Origin of the sequence: Nocardia amamiensis NBRC 102102 (genome assembly GCF_001612745.1) — a bacterium.
Classification (GTDB): domain Bacteria; phylum Actinomycetota; class Actinomycetes; order Mycobacteriales; family Mycobacteriaceae; genus Nocardia; species Nocardia amamiensis.
In genome coordinates this window covers 1-19,628 of sequence record NZ_BDBA01000219.1, presented here as the reverse complement: position 1 = coordinate 19,628, position 19,628 = coordinate 1, and the positions used below count along the sequence as shown (strand labels likewise).

18 protein-coding genes and 1 pseudogene are annotated in these 19,628 nt (G+C 68.9%); 10 read left to right on the top strand and 9 right to left on the bottom strand.

The window, feature by feature from the left end:
- Together NA4_RS31630 and NA4_RS31625 are read right to left on the bottom strand one after the other, a co-directional pair.
- Positions 1 to 827: pseudogene (locus NA4_RS31630) on the bottom strand (hypothetical protein); the annotation flags it as partial.
- Between the two features lie 207 nt (positions 828 to 1,034).
- Positions 1,035 to 2,108: an AraC family transcriptional regulator gene (locus NA4_RS31625; protein ID WP_245671675.1), complete on the bottom strand. Its 1,074-nt coding sequence runs from the start codon at positions 2,106 to 2,108 to the stop codon at positions 1,035 to 1,037.
- Positions 2,109 to 2,141: 33 nt separating this feature from the next.
- On the opposite strand from NA4_RS31625, the gene NA4_RS31620 reads away from it, so the two are divergent.
- Entirely contained in the window at positions 2,142 to 3,647 is a 1,506-nt protein-coding gene (locus tag NA4_RS31620) for a flavin-containing monooxygenase (RefSeq protein WP_067478502.1), read from the top strand.
- Positions 3,648 to 3,730: 83 nt separating this feature from the next.
- On the top strand, positions 3,731 to 4,111 hold the full coding sequence (locus tag NA4_RS31615; RefSeq protein ID WP_067478499.1) for a hemophore-related protein: 381 nt from the start codon (positions 3,731 to 3,733) through the stop codon (positions 4,109 to 4,111).
- Positions 4,112 to 4,188: 77 nt separating this feature from the next.
- On the opposite strand, the gene NA4_RS31610 is transcribed toward NA4_RS31615, so the two are convergent.
- Together NA4_RS31610 and NA4_RS31605 are read right to left on the bottom strand one after the other, a co-directional pair.
- Positions 4,189 to 5,352: a sensor histidine kinase gene (locus NA4_RS31610; RefSeq protein ID WP_067478496.1), complete on the bottom strand. Its 1,164-nt coding sequence runs from the start codon at positions 5,350 to 5,352 to the stop codon at positions 4,189 to 4,191.
- Positions 5,349 to 6,005 carry a response regulator transcription factor gene (locus NA4_RS31605; RefSeq protein ID WP_067478493.1) on the bottom strand — a complete coding sequence of 219 codons (657 nt, stop codon included), beginning with the start codon at positions 6,003 to 6,005 and terminating at the stop codon, positions 5,349 to 5,351. The genes NA4_RS31610 and NA4_RS31605 overlap by 4 nt, the downstream gene beginning before the upstream one ends.
- Before the next feature lie 128 nt (positions 6,006 to 6,133).
- On the opposite strand from NA4_RS31605, the gene NA4_RS31600 reads away from it, so the two are divergent.
- Positions 6,134 to 6,544 (top strand): nitroreductase family deazaflavin-dependent oxidoreductase, encoded by a 411-nt coding sequence (locus NA4_RS31600; RefSeq protein ID WP_067478490.1) that lies wholly within the window; start codon positions 6,134 to 6,136, stop codon positions 6,542 to 6,544.
- Positions 6,545 to 6,593: 49 nt separating this feature from the next.
- Here the strand turns inward: NA4_RS31600 and NA4_RS31595 are convergent, their stop codons facing one another.
- From NA4_RS31595 to NA4_RS31585, 3 genes are read right to left on the bottom strand one after another with little or no spacing between them, the layout of a single operon-like run.
- Entirely contained in the window at positions 6,594 to 7,589 is a 996-nt protein-coding gene (locus NA4_RS31595) for a DUF8176 domain-containing protein (RefSeq protein ID WP_067478487.1), read from the bottom strand.
- Positions 7,576 to 8,871, bottom strand: a complete 1,296-nt coding sequence (locus tag NA4_RS31590) for a hypothetical protein (RefSeq protein WP_067478484.1) — start codon at positions 8,869 to 8,871, stop codon at positions 7,576 to 7,578. The genes NA4_RS31595 and NA4_RS31590 overlap by 14 nt, the downstream gene beginning before the upstream one ends.
- The gene (locus tag NA4_RS31585) at positions 8,868 to 9,191 is read right to left on the bottom strand and encodes a hypothetical protein (protein ID WP_067478482.1); all 324 of its coding nucleotides are present in this window, start codon (positions 9,189 to 9,191) and stop codon (positions 8,868 to 8,870) included. Before NA4_RS31585 ends, NA4_RS31590 begins: the two co-directional genes overlap by 4 nt.
- Before the next feature lie 382 nt (positions 9,192 to 9,573).
- Between NA4_RS31585 and NA4_RS31580 the strand changes: the two genes are divergently transcribed.
- The 4 genes from NA4_RS31580 (at position 9,574) to NA4_RS31565 (ending at position 13,966) form a co-directional block, all read left to right on the top strand.
- A complete protein-coding gene (locus tag NA4_RS31580) occupies positions 9,574 to 10,647 on the top strand; it encodes a sugar ABC transporter substrate-binding protein (protein ID WP_067478479.1) in 1,074 nt (357 codons plus the stop codon).
- 72 nt (positions 10,648 to 10,719) lie between these two features.
- On the top strand, positions 10,720 to 11,493 hold the full coding sequence (locus tag NA4_RS31575; protein ID WP_067478476.1) for an ATP-binding cassette domain-containing protein: 774 nt from the start codon (positions 10,720 to 10,722) through the stop codon (positions 11,491 to 11,493).
- On the top strand, positions 11,490 to 12,728 hold the full coding sequence (locus tag NA4_RS31570; protein ID WP_067478473.1) for a sugar ABC transporter permease: 1,239 nt from the start codon (positions 11,490 to 11,492) through the stop codon (positions 12,726 to 12,728). Before NA4_RS31575 ends, NA4_RS31570 begins: the two co-directional genes overlap by 4 nt.
- Before the next feature lie 29 nt (positions 12,729 to 12,757).
- Positions 12,758 to 13,966 (top strand): ROK family transcriptional regulator, encoded by a 1,209-nt coding sequence (locus tag NA4_RS31565; protein WP_067478470.1) that lies wholly within the window; start codon positions 12,758 to 12,760, stop codon positions 13,964 to 13,966.
- A gap of 170 nt (positions 13,967 to 14,136) precedes the next feature.
- Here NA4_RS31565 and NA4_RS31560 read toward each other — a convergent pair whose 3' ends face one another.
- Positions 14,137 to 15,267 carry a cytochrome P450 family protein gene (locus NA4_RS31560; RefSeq protein ID WP_067478505.1) on the bottom strand — a complete coding sequence of 377 codons (1,131 nt, stop codon included), beginning with the start codon at positions 15,265 to 15,267 and terminating at the stop codon, positions 14,137 to 14,139.
- A gap of 296 nt (positions 15,268 to 15,563) precedes the next feature.
- A complete protein-coding gene (locus NA4_RS31555) occupies positions 15,564 to 16,793 on the bottom strand; it encodes a phthiocerol/phthiodiolone dimycocerosyl transferase family protein (RefSeq protein WP_067478467.1) in 1,230 nt (409 codons plus the stop codon).
- Positions 16,794 to 17,006: 213 nt separating this feature from the next.
- Between NA4_RS31555 and NA4_RS31550 the strand changes: the two genes are divergently transcribed.
- From NA4_RS31550 to NA4_RS31540, 3 genes are all read left to right on the top strand, one after another.
- Positions 17,007 to 17,693: a crotonase/enoyl-CoA hydratase family protein gene (locus tag NA4_RS31550; protein WP_067478464.1), complete on the top strand. Its 687-nt coding sequence runs from the start codon at positions 17,007 to 17,009 to the stop codon at positions 17,691 to 17,693.
- A gap of 1 nt (position 17,694) precedes the next feature.
- Entirely contained in the window at positions 17,695 to 18,282 is a 588-nt protein-coding gene (locus NA4_RS31545; protein ID WP_067478461.1) for a TetR/AcrR family transcriptional regulator, read from the top strand.
- Positions 18,283 to 18,599: 317 nt separating this feature from the next.
- The coding region (locus tag NA4_RS31540; protein WP_067478458.1) for a flavin monoamine oxidase family protein at positions 18,600 to 19,628 on the top strand (1,029 nt) is incomplete at its 3' end.

The following is a 19,628-nucleotide window of genomic DNA, read 5'->3' as shown; positions in this document are numbered from 1 at the left end:
CTGGCGAACTGGACACGTCCCTCGGTCCCGGGCGCGAGCAGGCGGAAGTAGGTCTCCTGGCAGTTCGCCAGCGTCTTGACGAAGGTCGTGTACAGCTGACGTCCGGTGGATCGTTTCGCCTGCCTTGCCATGCGGTGCAACGCCACGACCGTCTTGCCGGTGCCCGCCGGACCGGCCAGGCGTGCGGGGCCGGTGTACGTGCGCGACACCAGCGCCTCCTGATCGGGATCGAGGAAGGTCATCCAGTGCTGGAACGGCCGGTGCAGCGCCGCATCGCGCTGTGCTGCGGTGACGTCCGACCGGTCGAGCAGGGCTGGAGCTTCGTCCGGCGGTTCCTCGATCTCCACCAGGTCGTACTCGGTGGCCTGGTCGGCGACGGTTCTCGCGATCGCCCCCACCCGGCTCGGCCGCAACTGCCGATCACGTGCGCGGATCACCCGATCGAGCTCGGCCGGTCCGGCGAGGGCGAATCTGCTGTCCTCGCGGACGCCGATCTCGCCGGGGACGAGCAGCACGATCTGCACGTCGTGCGGGACGACCTTCTCGCGCCCGAACTGCACCTTGCCGAACTTCGCCTCGACATGGTGGCGGATCCGGTCCAGCCGCACCGGAACGTCCGCGGTGAAACGCAACGCGAAAAGCCCTGTGCCGCAGATCAGCAGCGCGTGTGCGTGATCGTCCGGCGGATGTGCCACGTTGCGATGAACGAGTAGACGCCGGTCCGGCTCCGCCAGCGCTTCGGCGAGGAACGAGTGCTGGGGTGCGGTCAGTCCGGGGATGCGGTTCAGCGCGTCCGCCACGCTTCCTTGCCAGGTATCGGGGTTCATACCGCCGCCTCGCCGACGTTCGGCTCCGCCATCACCACGGGGGTGGCTGTGCCGACTCTTCGCTTGCCCATGGGATCCCCCTTCCGGCGCACACCTACCCGATATTCGACGGTAGAGACCGGACGTCGCGGCCGGAATGGTTCGGCGGCTTTTCTGGGCAACCGTTACCGAAATGGGCGGATCGGAGGCTGGACCGTTGTCGTCCTGTCACCCGAAAGTGTTGTGCTGCTGGGTGATTCCAGGAGAACCGGCACGACGCAACGCGGTGGGAGTTGTCCCCCACCATCTTCGGGCGCACCGCGTGAACGTCGCCTGTTCCGATAACCCGATCAGCGAGGCGATCTGACTCATCGGCATATCCGTCGTGGTCAGATACCGCCGCGCCGCATCGCTGCGGACCTCGTCCAAGATCGCGGCGAACAAGGTGTGCTCGGCGGCCAGGCGCCGTTGCAGCGTGCGCGGATGCACCATCAGAAGCCGTGCGACAGACCCGATCTCGGGAGCCGCCGTACCGAGCAACTGACGCACTGCCGCGCGCACCTTGGGTGCGATCGCCGTGTCTGCGCCGCCGGATTGCTCGGCGAGGAACGCCATGGCCAGCCGATGCAGGTTTTCGTCGCCGCCGGTGAGTGGGCGGGTCGCCAGGTTGCGCGGCAATCGCAGCGCCGCGGACGGCCGCTCGATGCGCACCGGTGCGCTGAAGAACTCCTCGTAGCTCGCGATCGGCGCCGCCGGCCGGTAGGGCAGCTCGACCGAACGCAAACCGTAGCGGTCGTCCACCAGGCGCTGGATGGTGCGATGCAAGAACGCCAGCCCCAGGTCGGTGCCCTGGACGGGCGTCGGCAGTCCCGGCTGCACCCCGTACCGCAGCGCAATCACGCCGCGCTCGGCATAGGGGTCCGGTTCCAGCGTGAGGCTCAGTGAACGCGCGTGCAGGAACAGATAGCGCGCCGAGCACGCGAGCGCGTCGGCCACCGACGGTGAGTTGCGGATGGCCAGCGCCAGCGGACCGAGCATGTCGAGGTCTTGGCGATGCGAGATCCGCAGGCCCAGGTCGGGACACTGCAGTCGGTGCGCGGCCAGCTCCAGCACCGCGGCCACCTGCTCGTCGGGAACGAGCAGGTCATCGGCGTCGAGCGCGGCGGAAGGCAGGCCGCATGCCGCGGCCAGCGCCTCGGCGTCCCCGCCCAGTTCGGCCACGGTGGCACGGAACCCGCGCAGGCCCGCCGACCGAATCACCGACATGTCGTCCAGAATCAAATAGTTGTCGCGCCAAGTCAAGAATGCGGTCCATCGGGCTCGCACACTGGAGGCATGACGGAGACCGCCGCACCGCCGGAATACCTCGATGTCGTGATCGTGGGCGCAGGCCTGTCCGGCATCGGCGCGGCCTACCGGCTGCAGACCGAGTGCCGCGGAAAGACTTACGCCATTCTGGAGGCGCGTGACACGCTCGGCGGCACCTGGGATCTGTTCCGGTATCCCGGTGTTCGTTCGGACTCCGACATGTTCACTCTCGGCTATCCCTTCAAGCCGTGGCTGGAGTCCAAGTCACTCGCCGATGGCCCGTCGATCCTGCGCTACATCACCGAGACCGCGACGGAATACGGCATCGACCGGCACATCCGCTATCGCACGAAAGTGCTCGCCGCGGACTGGGACAGTCAGGCCGCGCGCTGGACGCTGACGCTCGAGCACCGCGACGCGGCGGGCGCCGTCGAAACACGGACCCTCACCTGCGGCTTCCTGTATTCCTGCGCCGGGTACTACGACTACGAGCGGCCGTACGCACCGGAATTCCCGGGCATCTCCGCCTTCTCCGGAACGATGGTGCACCCGCAGTTCTGGCCGGAGGACCTCGACTACCGCGGTAAGCGCGTCGTCGTGATCGGCAGCGGCGCCACCGCGGTCACGCTGGTTCCCGCGCTGGCCGAACAAGCCGAACTGGTGACGATGCTGCAACGCACGCCCACCTGGATCAGCGCCGTACCAAGCCGCGACAAGCTCGCCGACAAGATCCGCGCAGTGCTTCCGGCCCGGCTGGCGCACCGGGCGATTCGCACCAAGAACATCCTGTTCGCGATCGGCTTCTATCAGTATTGCCGTCGCCGCCCGGAAGCCGCGCGGAAACTGCTCACCGGCTTCACCACGCGAATCCTGAAGGACGACGAGCTCGTCGCCGAGCACTTCACACCCAGCTACAACCCCTGGGATCAGCGCCTGTGCGCCGTGCCCGACGCGGACTTCTTCAAGGCGATGAAGAAGGGGAAGGCCGAGGTCGTCACCGATCACATCGATACCTTTGTGCCGGACGGCATTCGACTGGAGTCCGGCCGAGTGCTGGAGGCGGATGTCGTGGTCACCGCCACGGGTCTGCAATTGCGCGCCTTCGGCGGCATCACCCCCAGTGTCGACGGCGCGCGGGTCGACCTGTCCGAGCAGTTCGTCTGGCAGGGGACCATGATCACCGGCGTGCCCAATTTCGCCGTGTGCATCGGGTACACGAACGCCTCGTGGACGTTGCGGGCCGACCTCACTTCCCGGCTGGTGTGCAAGGTGCTCGCCCACATGGACCGCAAGGGCTATGCCGCCGTGGTGCCCGAGCCGCGGGGCAAGCTGGACCAGCGTCCGCTGCTGGATCTGGCCTCCGGCTACATCCAGCGCTCGATCGGCGAGTTCCCGCACCAGGGCGACCGTCATCCGTGGCGCGTCCGGCAGAACTATCTGCTCGATTCGGCCGCCGCCCTGCGCGCCGACCTGGGCAAGACGCTCAGCGCGACGCCGAGATCGGCGGTCCGAGAGCGGGTGCCGGTTTCCTAGCGCCGGCCGAACACCCTTCCTGATGGACTAGGCGCCGGGTCACGTCGCCGTGGCCCGATGTCCAACGGAAAGGGTTATCCGACATGACGAGATTCCTCCGAGCGACCGTCGCACTCGGCGGCCTGGTCGCCGCGGGCGCGCTGCTGGTTCCGGCGACCGCCTTCGCGCAGCCGGGTCCTGGGGGCGGGCTGCTGGAGACGACGTGCAGCTTCGCGCAGATCGATGCCGCCGTGCACGCCCAGTTCCCGGAGTTCGCCGCCCGCCTCGACGCGCACCCCGATCGGAAGGCCAAGCTGCAGGAGTTCCTCAGCCTGCCGGTGGATCAGCGCAAGCAGCGGGCGAAGGAGTTCCTGGACACGCACCCGGACGCCAAGCGCAAGTTCGAGCAGCATCGGGATTCGCCGCGTGCACAGGAGCACCGGGACAAAATGCGGGTCATCGTGGACACCTGCCACAACTACTGACCGTCTTCTCGGACGTCCTCGGCCTGCACCGGGTGTGGTGCAGGCGTCGGACTCGCCCGGCCATTACCGGTATCGCGCTACCCCTGGGCAAGCGGGAGATCGACCGTCACCTCGAGCCCGCCGTCCGGGCGCGCCACCGCACCGACCGTGCCGCCATGAGCCCGCGCGACCGAGCGAACGATGGACAAACCCAACCCGGCGCCGCGCGAGCCGGAGTCGGCGAGCCGCTCGGAGGTGGCCAGCCTCCGGAACGGTTCGAAGAGCCCGTCCACTTCGAAGGCCGGGACCGAGGGGCCACTGTTCCCCACGGTGAGTTCGGCATGGTCGCCGACGGCGCGGGAACGGACGGTGACCCAACCGTGTTCGGGGACGTTGTAGCGGACGGCGTTGTCGAGCAGATTGTGGGCGAGGCGTTCCAGCAGCAGCCGGTCGCCGACGACGGGGGCAGATTCGAGGTCGGCGGTGATCCGGACGCCGACTCGGCCGGCGTGCGTCGCGACCGCGTCCCTGGCGATGTCGGCGAGATCGGCGCGGCGGTGTTCGGTCAGCCGCTGTTCGGTCGTGGCCAGCACCAGCAGGCCGTCGATGAGGCGTTCGTGGCGGTGGTTGACCTCGAGCAGTGTGCAGCCGAGCCTGCGAGTGGATTCGGGGACGTCCGGATCGTCCAGCGCCACTTCGATCAGCGTCCGGTTGATGGTCAGCGGTGTGCGCAGTTCGTGCGAGGCGTTCGCGACGAACCGGCGTTGTCCGTCGAACGCGCGGTCCAGGCGTTCCAGCATCGCGTCGAAAGTATCGGCCAGATCCTTGATTTCGTCCTGCGGGCCGTCGAGCGCGATGCGCTCGTGCAGGCTGGTGTCGGCCACCCGCCGCGCGGTCGCTGTAATTCGTTGCAACGGGTGCAGGGCGCGTCCGGCCATCAACCAGCCGAAGCCTCCCGCGGCGATCCCCACCGCGCCCAAGGACACCAGTGACCACATCAGCATGGTGCGCAACGTGTCCCGCCGATTCTGCTCGGCCTGCTCGGTCAGCGCCTTGTACAGCTCAGGGGAGACCCGAGTATGGGTGCGCTCGGCACGGTTGACCAGGAACTCCTGCACTACTCTGTGCGCCGCGGCTCCGGGCCGCCGCTCCAGAGACTGGTTCAGATAGAAGTACATCAGCGCGATGAGCACGGCGCCCGCGACGAAGAACGCCGTCGCGTACAGCAGCGTGAGCCGCAACCGGATGGTGCGCCCGCTCATCGGATCCGGTACCCCACGCCGGGCTCGGTTTCGATCACCGGCGGCGCACCGAGCTTCCGCCGCACGTTCATGATCGTGTACCGCACCACGCCGGTGAACGGGTCGATGTGCTCGTCCCACGCCTTTTCCAAGAGCTGTTCCGCCGACACCACGCCGCCGTCCGCACGCAGCAGTTCGGCCAGCACCGCGAACTCTTTGCGCGACAAGGAGACCGGTTCGCCGTCTCTGGTCACGACGAAGCGATGCGGGTCCAGGCGGATACCGGACCTTTCCAGCACCGGGGGAGCGGCTCTGTGCGCGCGTCGTCCGAGCGCCTGGATACGGGCGACGAGCTCGGCGAATGCGAACGGCTTGGTCAGATAGTCGTCGGCGCCGAGTCCCAGGCCCGCCACCCGCTCGGCTACGGCACTCGCGGCGGTCAGCAGCAGAATCCGGGCCGCACCGTCCGACTCGACCAGTGTGCCGCACACCGAATCGCCGGAGACCTTGGGTAGGTCTCGATCGAGGACCACCACGTCGTAGTCGTTGACTTCCGCCCGCTCCAGCGCCGCGGCGCCGTCGTACACCACGTCCACCGCCATCGCGTGCCGACGCAGGCCGTCGGCGATCGCGTCGGCCAGCAATTTCTCGTCTTCCACAACAAGTACCCGCACCTCGCCATCGTGCCCCCTGTCGCTGTTGGGGGGCCGTTAGGCGCCTCGCCTCCGCTCCGGGTGTGCGCTGGCTGAAGACGGACTACTAGGCTCGGTCACGATCGGCACCCGACCTCAGGAGGACCGGCATGGCAGGCGACTGGAACACCCAGATCATCGAAGAATTCCGCGCCAACCAGGGCAGGGTCGGCGGCCCTTTCGCGGGCAGTGAGCTGCTCCTGCTCACCACGACCGGCGCGAGGTCGGGACTCCCGCGCACCAACCCCCTCGCCTTCATCCGCGACGGCGACGACATCGTCGTGATCGCTTCCAAGGCAGGCGCGCCGACCAACCCGGACTGGTTTCACAACCTCCGCGCCAATCCTGAGGCCATACTCGAAATCGGCACCGAGATGGTACGGGCGATCGCGACACCGATCACCGAGGGGCCGGAGCGCGACCGTCTCTTTGCCGCCGTAGTCGAGGTCATGCCCGGCTTCGCCGAATACCAGGAAAAGACCGACCGAGTGATCCCGGTCGTCAAATTCACGCTGCACTGAGTTCGGCATGCGGCTGGCACAGCGGCTGCCCGTGTGCTTCTCGCCGCGATCAGCCTGCCGCGATCCCGGTGATCAGGGTTTGATCGGCACCGGTCCGGGTGGTGATGAACTGTGTGAAGGTGTTCGTCTCCTCGCCGGGGAACTGCTGGGTCAGCCGGACTTCCCACCGATCCTGTCCGGCGGGACTGTCCCCCGCGCGGGTGATCCGCACGCAATAGCGGGTGCCGGCGGGCACCTGGTTGATGCCGCGCTGGATCTGCTCGGCGGGTGACACCGCCGCGTCCGGCGCGACCACCGCACGGGCTCGGTATCCGGAACGCTCGGCGTAATAGGCGTATTCGAAGGCGAGGATGGCATCGGGGCCGTTGCCGGTGCCGCCCGGGTCGGTGCCGGAGACGACGTCGGGTGTGCGCTGTTGCTCGCATCCCGGCGTCGCGATGGCCCACGGCGGCTTGGCCCAGGTGGTGGACGTCGAGGTGGACTGAGCGGAACCGGCGGCACGCGCCGGGGATGTCGCCGCCGCGGTGCGTGTCTTCGTAGTGGAACCGTAGACGATGGCCAGGCAGACCGAGACCGTGGCGACCGCGATGCCGAGCACGATCAGCAGGGTCAGCGACCGGTTGCCGCGCGGCTGATCCCCGTGCCGCCGGGGATGGCGCACGGGGGTGCCGGGGTGGATGCCGGATCGATTGATGATCGCGGGCACCTTGACATTGCTCTGGTCTGCGGTGGGCGGTTCCGGCTCGGCGGGTGCGCTGCGCTGCTGCGGGACAGGAATTTCCGGCTGCTGCTCGGCATGCGGGGACGGTTCGAGCCATTGTTCCCACTCGCCGAATTGCGGCCGCGCCCTCGCCTTGTCCGGCGCACGCGGCGGCTCCGCGGCCGCGAACTCCGGTTCGCGGCGGCGGCGCATCACCTTGCGGCGGCTCGGACGACGCCGTTTCGACGGCTTGGCCACGGGAATGCGCAGCATCGGCAGACCCGTGTCGAACGGATTGCTCTGGCCTGCGCCCTGACTGGGATGCTCCCGGTCAGGGGGCGTCATCGTCGAATTCGCCCAGCACCGGCACCACCGCCGTCACGGCGGAGGGGATGGTCACGCCGAGCTGGCCGTCGCGCGGCTTGTGTTCCTGGTCGTTACCGCCCGGAGGCGGCGCCGGTGGCAGCACCATACCGCCGGTCGGGCCTGGATGACCAGGATTGTCCGGGCGGCCCGCAGGTGCGGGCGGGTCGGCGAAGGGCGGCGCTCCGGCCGGCGCGGGCCTGCTCTCCGGCTTCGGCGCGTCCGATCGAGCGGTGGGCGCGGAATTGTTCGGCGAGATCGCCGAATTGCTTCCGTTGGAGGACGGCTTGTCCGTCGACCCGCCGAAGTCGAACAGCTTCGAGGAGTTCCTGGAGTCGTCGCCGTTCGTGCCGTGGTTCGTGGTGGAGCCGGGGTTGATCAGCTCCGGAATCGCCTTGTCCGCCGACGCCGCGACGGTGTCGATGGTGTGCATGCCGACCTCGGCGATCTTGTCGATGATGTGCGTGCCGATATCGACGCCCGCGTTGATCGCCGTGCTGCCCAACTGCACCCCCGCGGCGATGAGCTGCTGCTGCAACTGCAGTTGCGCGGCCATGGCCGGGTCCATCGGCTGTGTGGTGGCCGGTGTGGTGGTGCCGGGGACGAAATGCCCTGTGGTGCCCGGCTGTACGGTCCCGCCCTGTGCGACGCCGGATGGCGCGGTCACCGTGAGCGGGCCCATCTCATCGAGTCGTCTGGTGTGGTCGCTCATTTCGGTGCGTGCCGCGGTCACCGTGGTGATGGCGTCGCGCAGTGCCTGAGTGGCCCGCGTGATGACGGCGTCGGTCTCCGGCGCCGAGCTCGCGTTGTCCAGGATCTCGCGCGCGTCGCGCCGGAACTCCGCGATGATCTGGTCGACGCGCTGGGCCGCGCGTCCGGATGTCGCGTGTGCGTCGGCGAGGACGGACAGGTAGGCGGGACCGCGATCGGAGATGTCGCCGATCTGCGTTTGCGTGGTGCGCAGCGCGGGCACTGCCGCGTCGGCGCCGCGTGAGGTCCACGTCGACTCCAAGGCGTGCAAGCCCTCGCGGTGTGGACCTTCGGTGTCGGCAGCCTGCGTGGTGGCAGCCGAAAGCGCGCTGGTCGCCGCCACATTCGGTACGCCGACACCGGTGCCGAGCGAGGAGCGCAACGTCAGCAGTGGACGTACCAGCGCGGCAATGATCGGGGGATCGACGCCCGGTTCGGTGCTCGGCGTCCGGGAAGTCTCGGTGGCGGGCTGGGTGGCGTGCGACCGTTTCCGCAGTCCCATCAGGCTTCTCATGCCAGTGCCTCCCCGGCCTGGGTGATCGCGCCGGCCGTGGCGGCGTCGACACCCTGTGCCTGCTCGTTGTAACCGCGCAGGACCTGGCCGTATGCGCTGACCAATTGTCCCGCAGTGGACAACGCCTCAGCATGTTCGGACACGGCCGCGGAGAACCGTGCCGCGAACTCCGCACCGACAAGCCCCAGGTCGGCAGCCAGCTGGTCCGGATTCACCGCGCCGGAGGCGACCGCCGCCGCCGACGCCAATTGTTTGGATACCGCGTCCGCGATCGCGGTGTAGGCGGCCACCGCCGCCGGGTCGAGCTCGAGCGTGTTCACTGTTCCCCTCCCGGATCCCAGTCTGTCGCTGCCGCGCCATGATTCACGTCCAGCGTACTGTGCCGACTCGCCGCCATGCGCCCGATCCTGCGTGGTCCGTTCCAGTTGACCACACGCCGGATGCCCGGGTTCCGATCCGCCGACCGCGCTCCGGTCCCTCAGCGACAGTGGGCGACGCGCCTGTTCATGGGCCTTGCCGGAGCGCTCGTCAGTCCTGTGGAGCGACGATCACCTGGGCAAATGGGGACGTGTCGAGATTGTTATGGCAAACAACAAATTGACTGTTGTGCGCTGCGTCACAGTCCTATATGTTGCCGTGAACAACATTCGTTCCACTCCCACCGGCCGGGCACCTCCCGGCCGGTGAATGAAAGGCCCACCCATGCGTAAGGGCATGTTCAGCGCCGCGGCGTTATCGGTCGCGCTCCTGGCCACACTCACCGCTTGCGGCGACGACTCGGCGGATTCCGGGAAAGCGCAGATCGGCGTGATCCTCCCGGACAGCAAGACTTCCGCACGCTGGGAGACGGCGGACCGCAAGTACTTGCAGCAGGCGTTCGACGCCGCCGGTGTCAAGGCGGATATCCAGAACGCCCAAGGCGACAAGAACGCCTTCCAGACCATCGCCGACCAGATGATCACCAACGGCGCCTCGGTGCTGGTGATGACCAACCTGGACAGCGGCACCGGCAAGGCCGTGATCCAGAAGGCGAAAGCGCAGGGCGTCACCGTGATCGACTACGACCGGCTGACGCTCGGCGGCGGCGCGCAGTACTACGTCTCCTTCGACAATGTCAAGGTCGGCACGCTGCTCGGTGAGGGCGTAGCGAAGTGCCTGACCGACCGCAACGCGGTGCGCCCGGTCGTCGCGTACCTCAACGGCGGGCCGACCGACAACAACGCGACCTTGCTGAAGACCGGCTACGACGGCGTGCTGAAGCCCAGGTTCGACGCGGGCCAGTACACGAAGGGCCCGGATCAGGCCGTCCCGGAATGGAACAACATCACGGCGGGCACCATCTTCGAGCAGATGCTCACCGGACGGCCGGACATCGGGGGCGTTGTCGCCGCGAACGACGGACTGGCCAACGCCGCGATCGCGGTGCTGAAGAAGCAGAAGCTCAACGGCCAGGTCCCGGTCAGCGGGCAGGACGCGACCGTACAGGGCCTGCAGAACGTGCTCACCGGCGATCAGTGCATGACCGTCTACAAAGCCATCCAGAAAGAGGCGGAAGCGACCGCGAAACTCGCTGTCGCCCTGGCAAAGGGGGAGCAGGGCACGACCAACGGCACGGTGCGTGACCCGGAGTCGAACGCCGACGTTCCCTCCGTGCTGCTGGAACCGAAACCGATCTACGCGCAGAACGTCAAGGACGTGGTGGCCGACGGCTACGTCACCAGAGACGAGCTGTGCGCGGGCGAGTTCGCGAAACTCTGCGCGGACAACGGGATCTGATACCGCACGCCCCTTCCGCGGTTCGATGAGGGGACAGCGGAAGGGGCCCCACCCTTTCTGAGGAGCTACCCCATGCCCGAACTGCCGGTCATCGAATTGCGGGGAGTGGAGAAGAGTTTCGGCCCGGTCCACGTCCTGCACGAAGTCGCCTTCAGCGCCTATCCCGGCGAGGTCACCGCGCTCGTCGGCGACAACGGCGCGGGCAAGTCCACGCTGGTCAAGTGCATCGGCGGCACCCATCCGATCGACGCGGGCGAGTTCCTGTTCGAGGGCAGGCCGGTGCAGGTGCACAATCCGCGCGACGCGGCGGCGCTCGGCATCGAGATCGTCTACCAGGACCTCGCGCTCTGCGACAACCTGGACATCGTCCAGAACATGTTTCTCGGCCGGGAGCGCAGGCACGGCCTCGTCCTGGACGAATACGCGATGGAAGAACTCGCCGTCAAGACCTTGGCGAGCCTGTCGGTGCGCACCGTCAAGTCGGTCCGGCAGCAGGTGTCGAGCCTGTCCGGCGGCCAGCGCCAGACGGTGGCCATCGCGAAAGCCGTGCTGTGGAACAGCAAAGTGGTGATCCTCGACGAGCCGACCGCCGCGCTGGGCGTCGCGCAGACCCAGCAGGTGCTCGAATTGGTTCGCCGGCTCGCCGATCAGGGCCTGGCGGTGGTGCTGATCTCACACAACATGAACGACGTCTTCGCGGTGTCCGACCGGATCGCCGCGCTCTATCTGGGCCGGATGGCGGCCCAGGTCCGGACCTCCGACGTGACGCACGCGCAGGTCGTCGAATTGATCACGGCAGGGCGCAGCGGCGCGCTCGGTCTCGAAGCGAGCGGAGTCACCCGATGAACGCGGTAGCGACCCAGCAGCGACCGGCGGTGGCGCCGGTGTCCGACCTGGTGACCGGTTACGTCGGACGGGTGCGCGGCGGCGACATGGGCGCGCTGCCATCGGTGATCGCGCTCGTGGTGCTCTCGGCGATCTTCTGGGCGGCGCGCCCGGTCTTCATGTCCGAGGCCAACTTCGCCAATCTGTTCACCCAGGGCGCGGCGATCGCGGTGATCGCGATGGGCCTGATCTTCGTCCTGCTGCTCGGCGAGATCGATCTGTCGGCCGGGTTCACCAGCGGGGTCTGCGCCGCCGTGCTCGCCGTGCTGCTCACCGACAAGGGGTGGCCGTGGTATCTGGCGGTGGGGGTCTCGCTGCTCACCGGCGTGGCGATCGGACTCGTGATCGGCGCGGTGGTGGTGAAGATCGGCATTCCATCGTTCGTGGTGACGCTGGCCGCGTTTCTGGCCCTGCAGGGCGTCGCGCTGAAGATCATGGACAACGGCCGCAATATCGCCATCCGCGACGAGACGATCGTGGCGGTCGCGAACAAGAACGTGCCCCCGCTGCTGGGGTGGGCGCTGTACGCGGTCCTCGTGACCGGATTCGCGATCGTCCAGTACCGGAAGCTGCGGGCCCGCACGAAACTCGGGCTCACCGGTGCGACCGCGTCGGTGGTCGTGGTGCGCGTCGCGGTGCTCGCGATCGTGGCGGGCGCGGCGGTGCTGGTGCTCAACGGCGAGCGCAGCCGCAACCCGGAGCTGCATTCGCTGACCGGCATGCCCATCGTGGTGCCGCTGATCGCCGCGCTGTTGCTGCTGTGGACCTTCGTGCTCGACCGCACCTCGTTCGGCAGGCACATCTACGCGGTCGGCGGGAACGCGGAGGCCGCCCGGCGCGCCGGTATCGCGGTGGACCGGGTGAAAATCACCGCCTTCGTGCTGTGTTCGACGATGGCCGCGGTCGGCGGACTCATCGCGGCCTCACGGGCGAACTCCGTGGATCCGAATACCGGCGGCAGCGACGTGCTGCTGACCGCGGTCGGCGCGGCGGTGATCGGCGGCACCAGCCTGTTCGGCGGACGCGGGCGGATGCTGGACGCGGTGCTCGGCGCCGCGGTGGTCGCGGTGATCAACAACGGGATGGGGCTGATGGGCTACAGCGCGGGCACCAAATTCGTTGTGACAGGATTCGTGCTGCTCTTGGCCGCAGGAGTGGACGCGCTCTCCCGCCGGCGCGCGCTCCAGCATCGATGAATCCCCTGTCCCCGACGAAGGCCCGGTGAATGCGAGCAGCACCTTCCCCCGAGGAGATCCGCACGCGTAATCTCGCCACGCTGCTGCGGCACGTCCACCGCGACGGCGCGGTGTCGCGCGCGACCCTCGCCGAGCGAATGGGGTTGAACCGCAGCACCATCCTCGCCCTGACCACCGACCTCGCCGCCGCGGGCTTGGTGAGTGAGGAGCTACCCGGCCAGACCGGCCGGGCGGGCAGGCCTTCGCTGGTGGTGCGGCCGCGGGAGCGCCGCGTGTACGTCGTCGCGCTGGACGTCAGTGCGGACCGGCTCGCCGCGGCACGGGTCGGGCTGGGCGGCACGGTGCTCGATCGTAGCGAGACCGCCCGGCCCAGCGGCGCCTTCGACCCGGAGGACGTGATCGCCGCGCTGGTCGAGATGGCCCGCGCGATGATCGATGCGGCCGCGGCGGATTCGGTCTGCGTCGGCGTCGGCGTCGCGTTCTGCGGCATGGTCCGCGAGGAGGACGGCGTCGTCCGGTACGGGCCCAACATCGGCTGGGTGGACGTCGCGTTCGGCGCGAAGATGACCGAGGAACTCGATCTCGGGCTCCGGGTCGCGGTCGGCAACAACGCCAACCTCGGCGCGCTGGCCGAACGCGAGCGCGGGGTGGGCGAAGGCCTGGCGAATCTGATCTACCTGCACGGCGACGTCGGGATCGGCGGCGGCATCATCATGAACGGTGAGCTGCTCGGCGGCGAAGGCGGTTACTGCGGGGAGGTCGGGCACATGATCGTGAACCCGCGCGGGCGGCCCTGCGCCTGCGGTTCCCGCGGTTGTTTCGAGGCCGAGGCGGGCGAACTCGGGTTGATCGCGGCGGCGGGACGCACCGATCCGCCCGGGCAGGCGGCGGTCGACGCGATCGTCGAGGCCGCCGCCCGCGGCGACGCGGCCGCCAGGGACGCGCTGCACCAAGTCGGCGAATGGCTCGGCTACGGCGTCGCGAACCTGGTCAACATCTTCAATCCATCCATGGTGGTTTTCGGTGGCGTGCTGCGCGAGATCTATCTCGCTTCCGCGGCGCAGGTGCGCAGCAGGGTGGCGGTGAACGGTCTGCAGGCGGTTCGCGAACGAGTCCGGTTGCGCACCAGCACACTCGGCGGCGACGCGACCCTGATCGGGGCCGCGGAGCTCGCTTTCACCGATGTGCTGACCGATCCGTTGCAGACGCTTGCCCGCACCGCCGCCGCTCGCGCCTGACGTTGCGTTTGCCGCGGAGCTGGCCTTCACTGATGCGCTGACCGATCCGCTGCACACGCTGGCCCGCACGGCCGCCGCCCGCGCCTGACGTTGCGTTTTCGGACTGGGTTCGTGGCGGCCGCGTGCTCGCCTGCCTGTCGCCGGAGTTCGGTCATCATGATCGGTTCGGGTCAGCTTTCGAGCGTCACCGGAAGGGCGGCCAAACCGTGGGCGCGCCAGGAATCGCGGTAGGTCAATTCGTCCTCGGGGATGGCCAGGCGTGCCTTCGGGTATCGCGCAAAGAATTCCGGGACGACGGCGTCCACGACCAGGTCGGCGGTCTGCGCGCCGAGACAATAGTGCGGTCCGCGACCGAACATCAGGCTCGGCCTGCCCGCGCGGGCAGGATCGGAGTCCGCGCCGAATATCGACAGCAGGACCGTGTCGCCGCGGGGGATGGAGTGGCCGCCGACGGTCAGATCGGTCAGCGCGAAGCGGCGGATGGCGAACGGGAGGGGATTGGCTCGCTCCATCAGGTCGCGGCGGCGGGCTGACCAGTCGGCCACCGTGCCGCCCCCGGAGCCGAGCAGGGCCGCGATCAGGTTGCCGCACAGGTGTACCGCGTTTTCCAGACCGGCCAGCATCATCAGGAAGGCGAGCGAGACGAGCTCGTCCTCCGACAGCGTCCGGCCATCATCGGGGCGCAGCCATCCGCTGACCAGATCCTCGCCCGGTGCGGCGCGCTTCATGGCGACGAGATCGGTGAACGTCGCGGTCAGCCAGCCGATCGCCGCGACGAGCCGCCGCCCGGATTCGGGCGACGCCGCATCGAAGGTCACCATGGTCGTAGCGGCGTCACGCAGGCGGGGGTGCAGGTCCGTCGGCATGCCGAGCAACTCGCCGATGACCAAGGCGGGCACCGGGACACAGAGGCGATCCAGCAGATCCACCGCCTCGCCCGGCGCCGCGTCCAGCGCGTCGAACGTCTGGTCGGCGATCCGACGCACCACCGGCCGCAGGTTCGCGGCCGCGCCGCGCGAGAACGCGGGCGCCGCCAGCCGTCTGATCCGGCCGTGTTCGTCACCGTCCATATTGAGCAGATTGCGGTCCAGCGCGGGCGGCAACGCGAAGCCCGCGTAGCCGCCGCCGGAGTGCCGTTTGTCCAGGCTGAGCCGTTCGTCGGCGAGCAGCGCGGCCACCTCGTCGTATCCCGCGACGACCCAAACCTGTTGTCCACCAGGAAGTTCGGCTTGCCGCACCGCACCGCGCCAGTCCGCGTGCTCATTCCACCGTTCCCGCGCCGCCGTCCCGATCGTCCGCACCTCACCCACCTCACTGCCGTGTCCTCGAAGAATAGGCAGCTGCCTCGCCTTCGCTCGGCCCGGTGCGGTCTAAGGACGGACTACGTCCGGCGGTGTCTTTTCTGCGGCTGCCGTCGCCTTCGCTCGGCCCGGCGCGGGCTGAGGACGGACTACGTCCGACTGTGTCTGTTCTGCGGCTGCCTTCGGCTGCGTTTCGGGCCTGCGCGGGCTGAGGACGGACGATGTCGGGCGGTGTCTTTCTGCGGCTGCCTTTGGGTGCGCCCGGGCCCCGGTGCGGGCTCTATCAGCGGCCGGTTTCACACGCGCGCGCCGGACGTTGACAGGTGCGCGGCGAGCAGTCGCACGCGCACCCGTTGTTCGGCGGTGGTCTCGTCGGGATGGTGGATCTCGATGCTCAGCCGGTCGTCGAACGTGCTGATGATGATGGTGCCGCTCGGTTGCTGGAGGCGGTGTCCGGTCTTGTCCGGTTTGCCGAGCATGATCGAGCGGAAATCGGTGACCCGCAGCGTGTCCGGCAGCCGCGGCCCGCAGACCCGGCCCCAATTGGTGGCGAGCACAATTCCCGGTGCGCTCGGCGGAGGCCCCGCGGCGATCTCGGGGATGTGCAGCGGGGTCTGCTGCACGATGCCCGCGCACAGCCCGGCGCGCAACGCGTCGCTGATGCCGCGGGCCAGCCCGACCAGCGTCGATCCCGACGGCGGCACGAAATTCGCGAAGCCGAGGACGTTGGTGCCCTCGGTCATACCGATCGGCGGCCGCACCCGGGCGCGCAGGTCGACCGAGTAGGTATAGCTCAGCTCGGGCAGCGGCAGCCCGCGTAGTTCCGCCTCGGTGAGCAGGATCGCGGCGGAGGCGAGGCCGTTGATCGTGGTCTTCTCCCGGTGCCCGAGTTCGACCAGCGCCGCGGTCTGCTCCCGGGTCAGCCTGCAGCGGGCCGTGCGGGGCAGCTGGTAGTCGTCGGGGCCGGGGTTGATCCGAGCGACGCCGACCGGGCGGGGCGGCAGCGCAGGCGTGTCGATCTTCTCGACGCCGCGCTCGCGCAGCAGGTCTTCCACCGGCCGGGGGAATCCGTACGAGGGCAGGTCGGGCAGGCAGCCGCGGGTCAGATCGGTGTAGCAGGACCACAGCTCGCCGAACACGGTCAGCGAATGCGAGGCGTCCGCGATGCTGTGGTGGGTCACCAAGGTGACACCCGCGTTGTCGCCGTCGCGCACCACGCACAGCGCCCCGAGCGTTCTGCGCTGATCCAACTGGGCGCCGGTGAGCAACTGTTCGGGATCGCCGTCGGCGACCGAGATCTCCGGTGGCGCGCCGGTTGATTCGAGCAGCAGATGTCCGCCGTGCCCGTCCGATTCCAGGCGTGCGCCGAGGACGGGCCGCGCCCGGACCACGGCCTCGAACGCGGCCGACAGCGCGGTGAGATCCAACCGACCGGCCACCCGGGTCGAATAGCCGACGAGGACTTCGCTGTTGGCGAAGATCGCCTCGCTCGGCGCCAGCGGACGGATGACGGTTGCTGCGGTCATGTCGCTTCCTCCACCTGAGCCTGTCGGAGAGGCTAGTCCGAAGCCCGGACGCGCCACGAACTTTCGGTCTTCTATCGGACAAATGACCAGTGCCGTTTCGGATCGTTGTGACAACGACACCTGCTCGAGACCGAGCGTCGACGTGGACGCTCGTGGATAGCCGAGGCAGCGTCTAGAGTGATACTCTAGAGCTCTGCTCTAGAGGAGGCTGTCATGACCGAACTCGTCACCTACCGGCTCGACGGCGGTGTCGCCACGGTCGGGTTGGACGATGGCAAGGCGAATGTGATGTCCGAGTACATGATTCGCGACATCGCCGCCGCGCTGGACCGCGCCGAGGTGGATCGGGCCGTCGTCCTGCTCGCCGGGCGGTCGCGAATGTTCTCCGCGGGCTACGATCTGGCGACATTCTCTCGGTCGCCGGACGACATCCGCCGAACCCTGCGCGCGGGGGGCGACCTGATCCATCGACTGCTGGGATTCCCGTTCCCCGTGGTCGCCGCGTGTGCGGGGCATGCGATCGCCCAGGGCGCATTCACGCTGCTGGCTACGGACGTGCGCTTCGGCGTCGCCGGGGATTTCAAATTGGGCCTCAACGAAGTCGCGATCGGATTGACCATTCCGCATTACGGAGTGGAGGTGGCGCGGCATCGGCTCACGGCGCCCGGATTCGACCGGGCCGCGAACACCGGAATCCTGGTCGGCCCCGAGGTGGCACGGGAATGGGGAATTCTCGATGTGCTCGTTGCCGACGCGGACGAGCTGCATGCGCGCGCCACGGCGGAAGCGCACCGGTTGACCGGGATCGACCTGGCCGCGCATGCGGCGACCAAGCTGCGGGTGCGCGCCCATGTGCTCGCGGCGGTGCGAGCCGGGATCGATACCGAGTTCGGGGTGTGACGTGGCCGCGGACACCCGCGAGCGGATCTTGGCCGAGGCTACCGAACAGCTTCTGGCCAAGGGCTATGCGGCATTCACCGTGGCGGGCGTGCGCGATCGGCTCGGCTTGTCCAGCGGCAGCATGTTCCACGCGTTCGGTTCCAAGGCCGAACTGGCGGCGGCGGTGTACGCCGGCGGCATGCTGGACTACCAGCGCACGGTGTGCGAGCGCCTCGATGCTCCGGACATAGGCGCCGAGCAGGCGATCCGTGCGATGCTCGATGCCCATCTGGGTTGGGTCGAAGATCATCGCGACCTCGCCCGCTTCCTGTTCGCCACCCTGCCGGACGAGGTCGCGCGCGCCGTGGAACCCGAACTGGCGCAGCACAATCGGGTCTTCTTCGCCGCGTTGGAGCGCCGGTACCGAGAATTGCTCGGCGAGGTGGACGTAGGTGATCACGGCTATCCGGTGGCGCACGCGATCTGCGTCGGACCGGCGCAGGAGTACTGCCGCCAATGGGTGCGCGGACGCGTCACGGCGCCTCCGCGCGCGCTGGCGCCGACCTTGCAGGAGGCGGCCGTCGCCGCCCTCGCGGCGCTGACGCGATAGCCGATCGGCTACCACGCGGCTGCTGCGCAAACGTCGGCAGCGTGTTCCCGCAGGCGAAGGTGGGTGTCGGCGGGATCGACCGGATGCGCCGGGCGAGAGCGCCTATCCGCCGGCAGGTCTCGGCTGCGAGAACTGAGGGTAGCGGGATTCGGGGCTGTGACAGCGAGACTCGCGAACACGCCGGTTCGGCACGCGTTGCTGGGCGTCACCTGCGGCGGAAGGTTGCCCGCGCGGCCGGATGTCCAGACCGGTTGCACATGGGCGGTACGTGATCGACAGTGGTTGTCGAGTTATGGGTGCGGTGACGGGAGGCCACCATGGACCGTGCGGACGTGGTTGTCGTCGGGGCAGGTTACGCCGGGCTGTGCGCGGCGCGTGCGTTACGTGGGTCCGGGCGGGACGTCGTCGTCCTGGAAGCCGGTGACCGGGTCGGCGGCCGGACCCGCACCGCGCGGGTCGGTGACGGATGGGCCGTTGATCTCGGCGGACAGTGGATCTCGGGCGCGCACACCAGGTTCGCCGCGCTGGCCGAGGAATACGGCGCCCCGACATATGCCCCGCCGACCGGGGTCGACTTGTTGGTCGAAGGCGTGGTGCGGCGGCCGTTCACCGGCGCGCGTCCGCCATTGCCCACGCTCGTCCTGGTGGTGCTGGCCCAGGCCATGTGGCGGCTGGAACGGATGGCCGCCCGCGTCGACCTCGCCCGCCCGTGGACCACGCCCGGCGCGGACCGCCTGGACTCGATGACAGCGGCGACCTGGTTGCGCCGGAATCTGCCCGAGCGGCGCGCCCGGCACCTGGCCGAGGTGATGATCGGCGAAGAACTGTGCGTCGACGTCGGCAGCATCTCGATGCTCGGCTTGCTGACCACGATCCGTTCGGCGGGTGGTGTCGACGCCGGGATCACGGCCGAGACGGTGACCCGGCTGTTCGTCGACGGAGCCGACGGGCCCGCACTGGCCATGGGCGAGGAGTTGGGCCCGGCGTTGCGTCTCGGCGCCGCCGTCACGTCGATCCGGCAGCAGGAGGACGGCGTCCGGGTCGGCGGCGCCTTCGGTGACGTGCACGCCGAGCACGTGATCGTCGCCGTGCCGCCGGCCATCGCCGGACGCATCGCCTACGACCCGCCGCTGCCCGCGGCCCGTGACCAATTGACCCAGCGTGTGCCGATGGGGTCGGTGCTGAAAGCTTTCGCGCTCTACGAGCGGCCGTTCTGGCGCGACGAAGGGCTCACCGGCCAGTCGCTGAATCCCCATGATCCGGTGCCGGTGACCTTCGACGCCACCCGCCCCGGCGGTCCCGGTGTGCTCGGCGCGCTGGTTCCCGGGCGCGCCGCGCAGCGGCTC

What these genes read in the sequence shown, in the direction of transcription:
- NA4_RS31600 (WP_067478490.1), top strand. Translation starts at nt 6,134, where the DNA reads ATGGCAGGCGACTGGAACACCCAGATCATCGAAGAATTCCGCGCCAAC.
- NA4_RS31575 (WP_067478476.1), top strand. Translation starts at nt 10,720, where the DNA reads ATGCCCGAACTGCCGGTCATCGAATTGCGGGGAGTGGAGAAGAGTTTC.
- NA4_RS31610 (WP_067478496.1), bottom strand. Translation starts at nt 5,352, where the DNA reads ATGAGCGGGCGCACCATCCGGTTGCGGCTCACGCTGCTGTACGCGACG.
- NA4_RS31620 (WP_067478502.1), top strand. Translation starts at nt 2,142, where the DNA reads ATGACGGAGACCGCCGCACCGCCGGAATACCTCGATGTCGTGATCGTG.
- NA4_RS31590 (WP_067478484.1), bottom strand. Translation starts at nt 8,871, where the DNA reads ATGAGAAGCCTGATGGGACTGCGGAAACGGTCGCACGCCACCCAGCCC.
- NA4_RS31570 (WP_067478473.1), top strand. Translation starts at nt 11,490, where the DNA reads ATGAACGCGGTAGCGACCCAGCAGCGACCGGCGGTGGCGCCGGTGTCC.
- NA4_RS31555 (WP_067478467.1), bottom strand. Translation starts at nt 16,793, where the DNA reads ATGACCGCAGCAACCGTCATCCGTCCGCTGGCGCCGAGCGAGGCGATC.
- NA4_RS31550 (WP_067478464.1), top strand. Translation starts at nt 17,007, where the DNA reads ATGACCGAACTCGTCACCTACCGGCTCGACGGCGGTGTCGCCACGGTC.
- NA4_RS31580 (WP_067478479.1), top strand. Translation starts at nt 9,574, where the DNA reads ATGCGTAAGGGCATGTTCAGCGCCGCGGCGTTATCGGTCGCGCTCCTG.
- NA4_RS31565 (WP_067478470.1), top strand. Translation starts at nt 12,758, where the DNA reads ATGCGAGCAGCACCTTCCCCCGAGGAGATCCGCACGCGTAATCTCGCC.
- NA4_RS31615 (WP_067478499.1), top strand. Translation starts at nt 3,731, where the DNA reads ATGACGAGATTCCTCCGAGCGACCGTCGCACTCGGCGGCCTGGTCGCC.
- NA4_RS31595 (WP_067478487.1), bottom strand. Translation starts at nt 7,589, where the DNA reads ATGACGCCCCCTGACCGGGAGCATCCCAGTCAGGGCGCAGGCCAGAGC.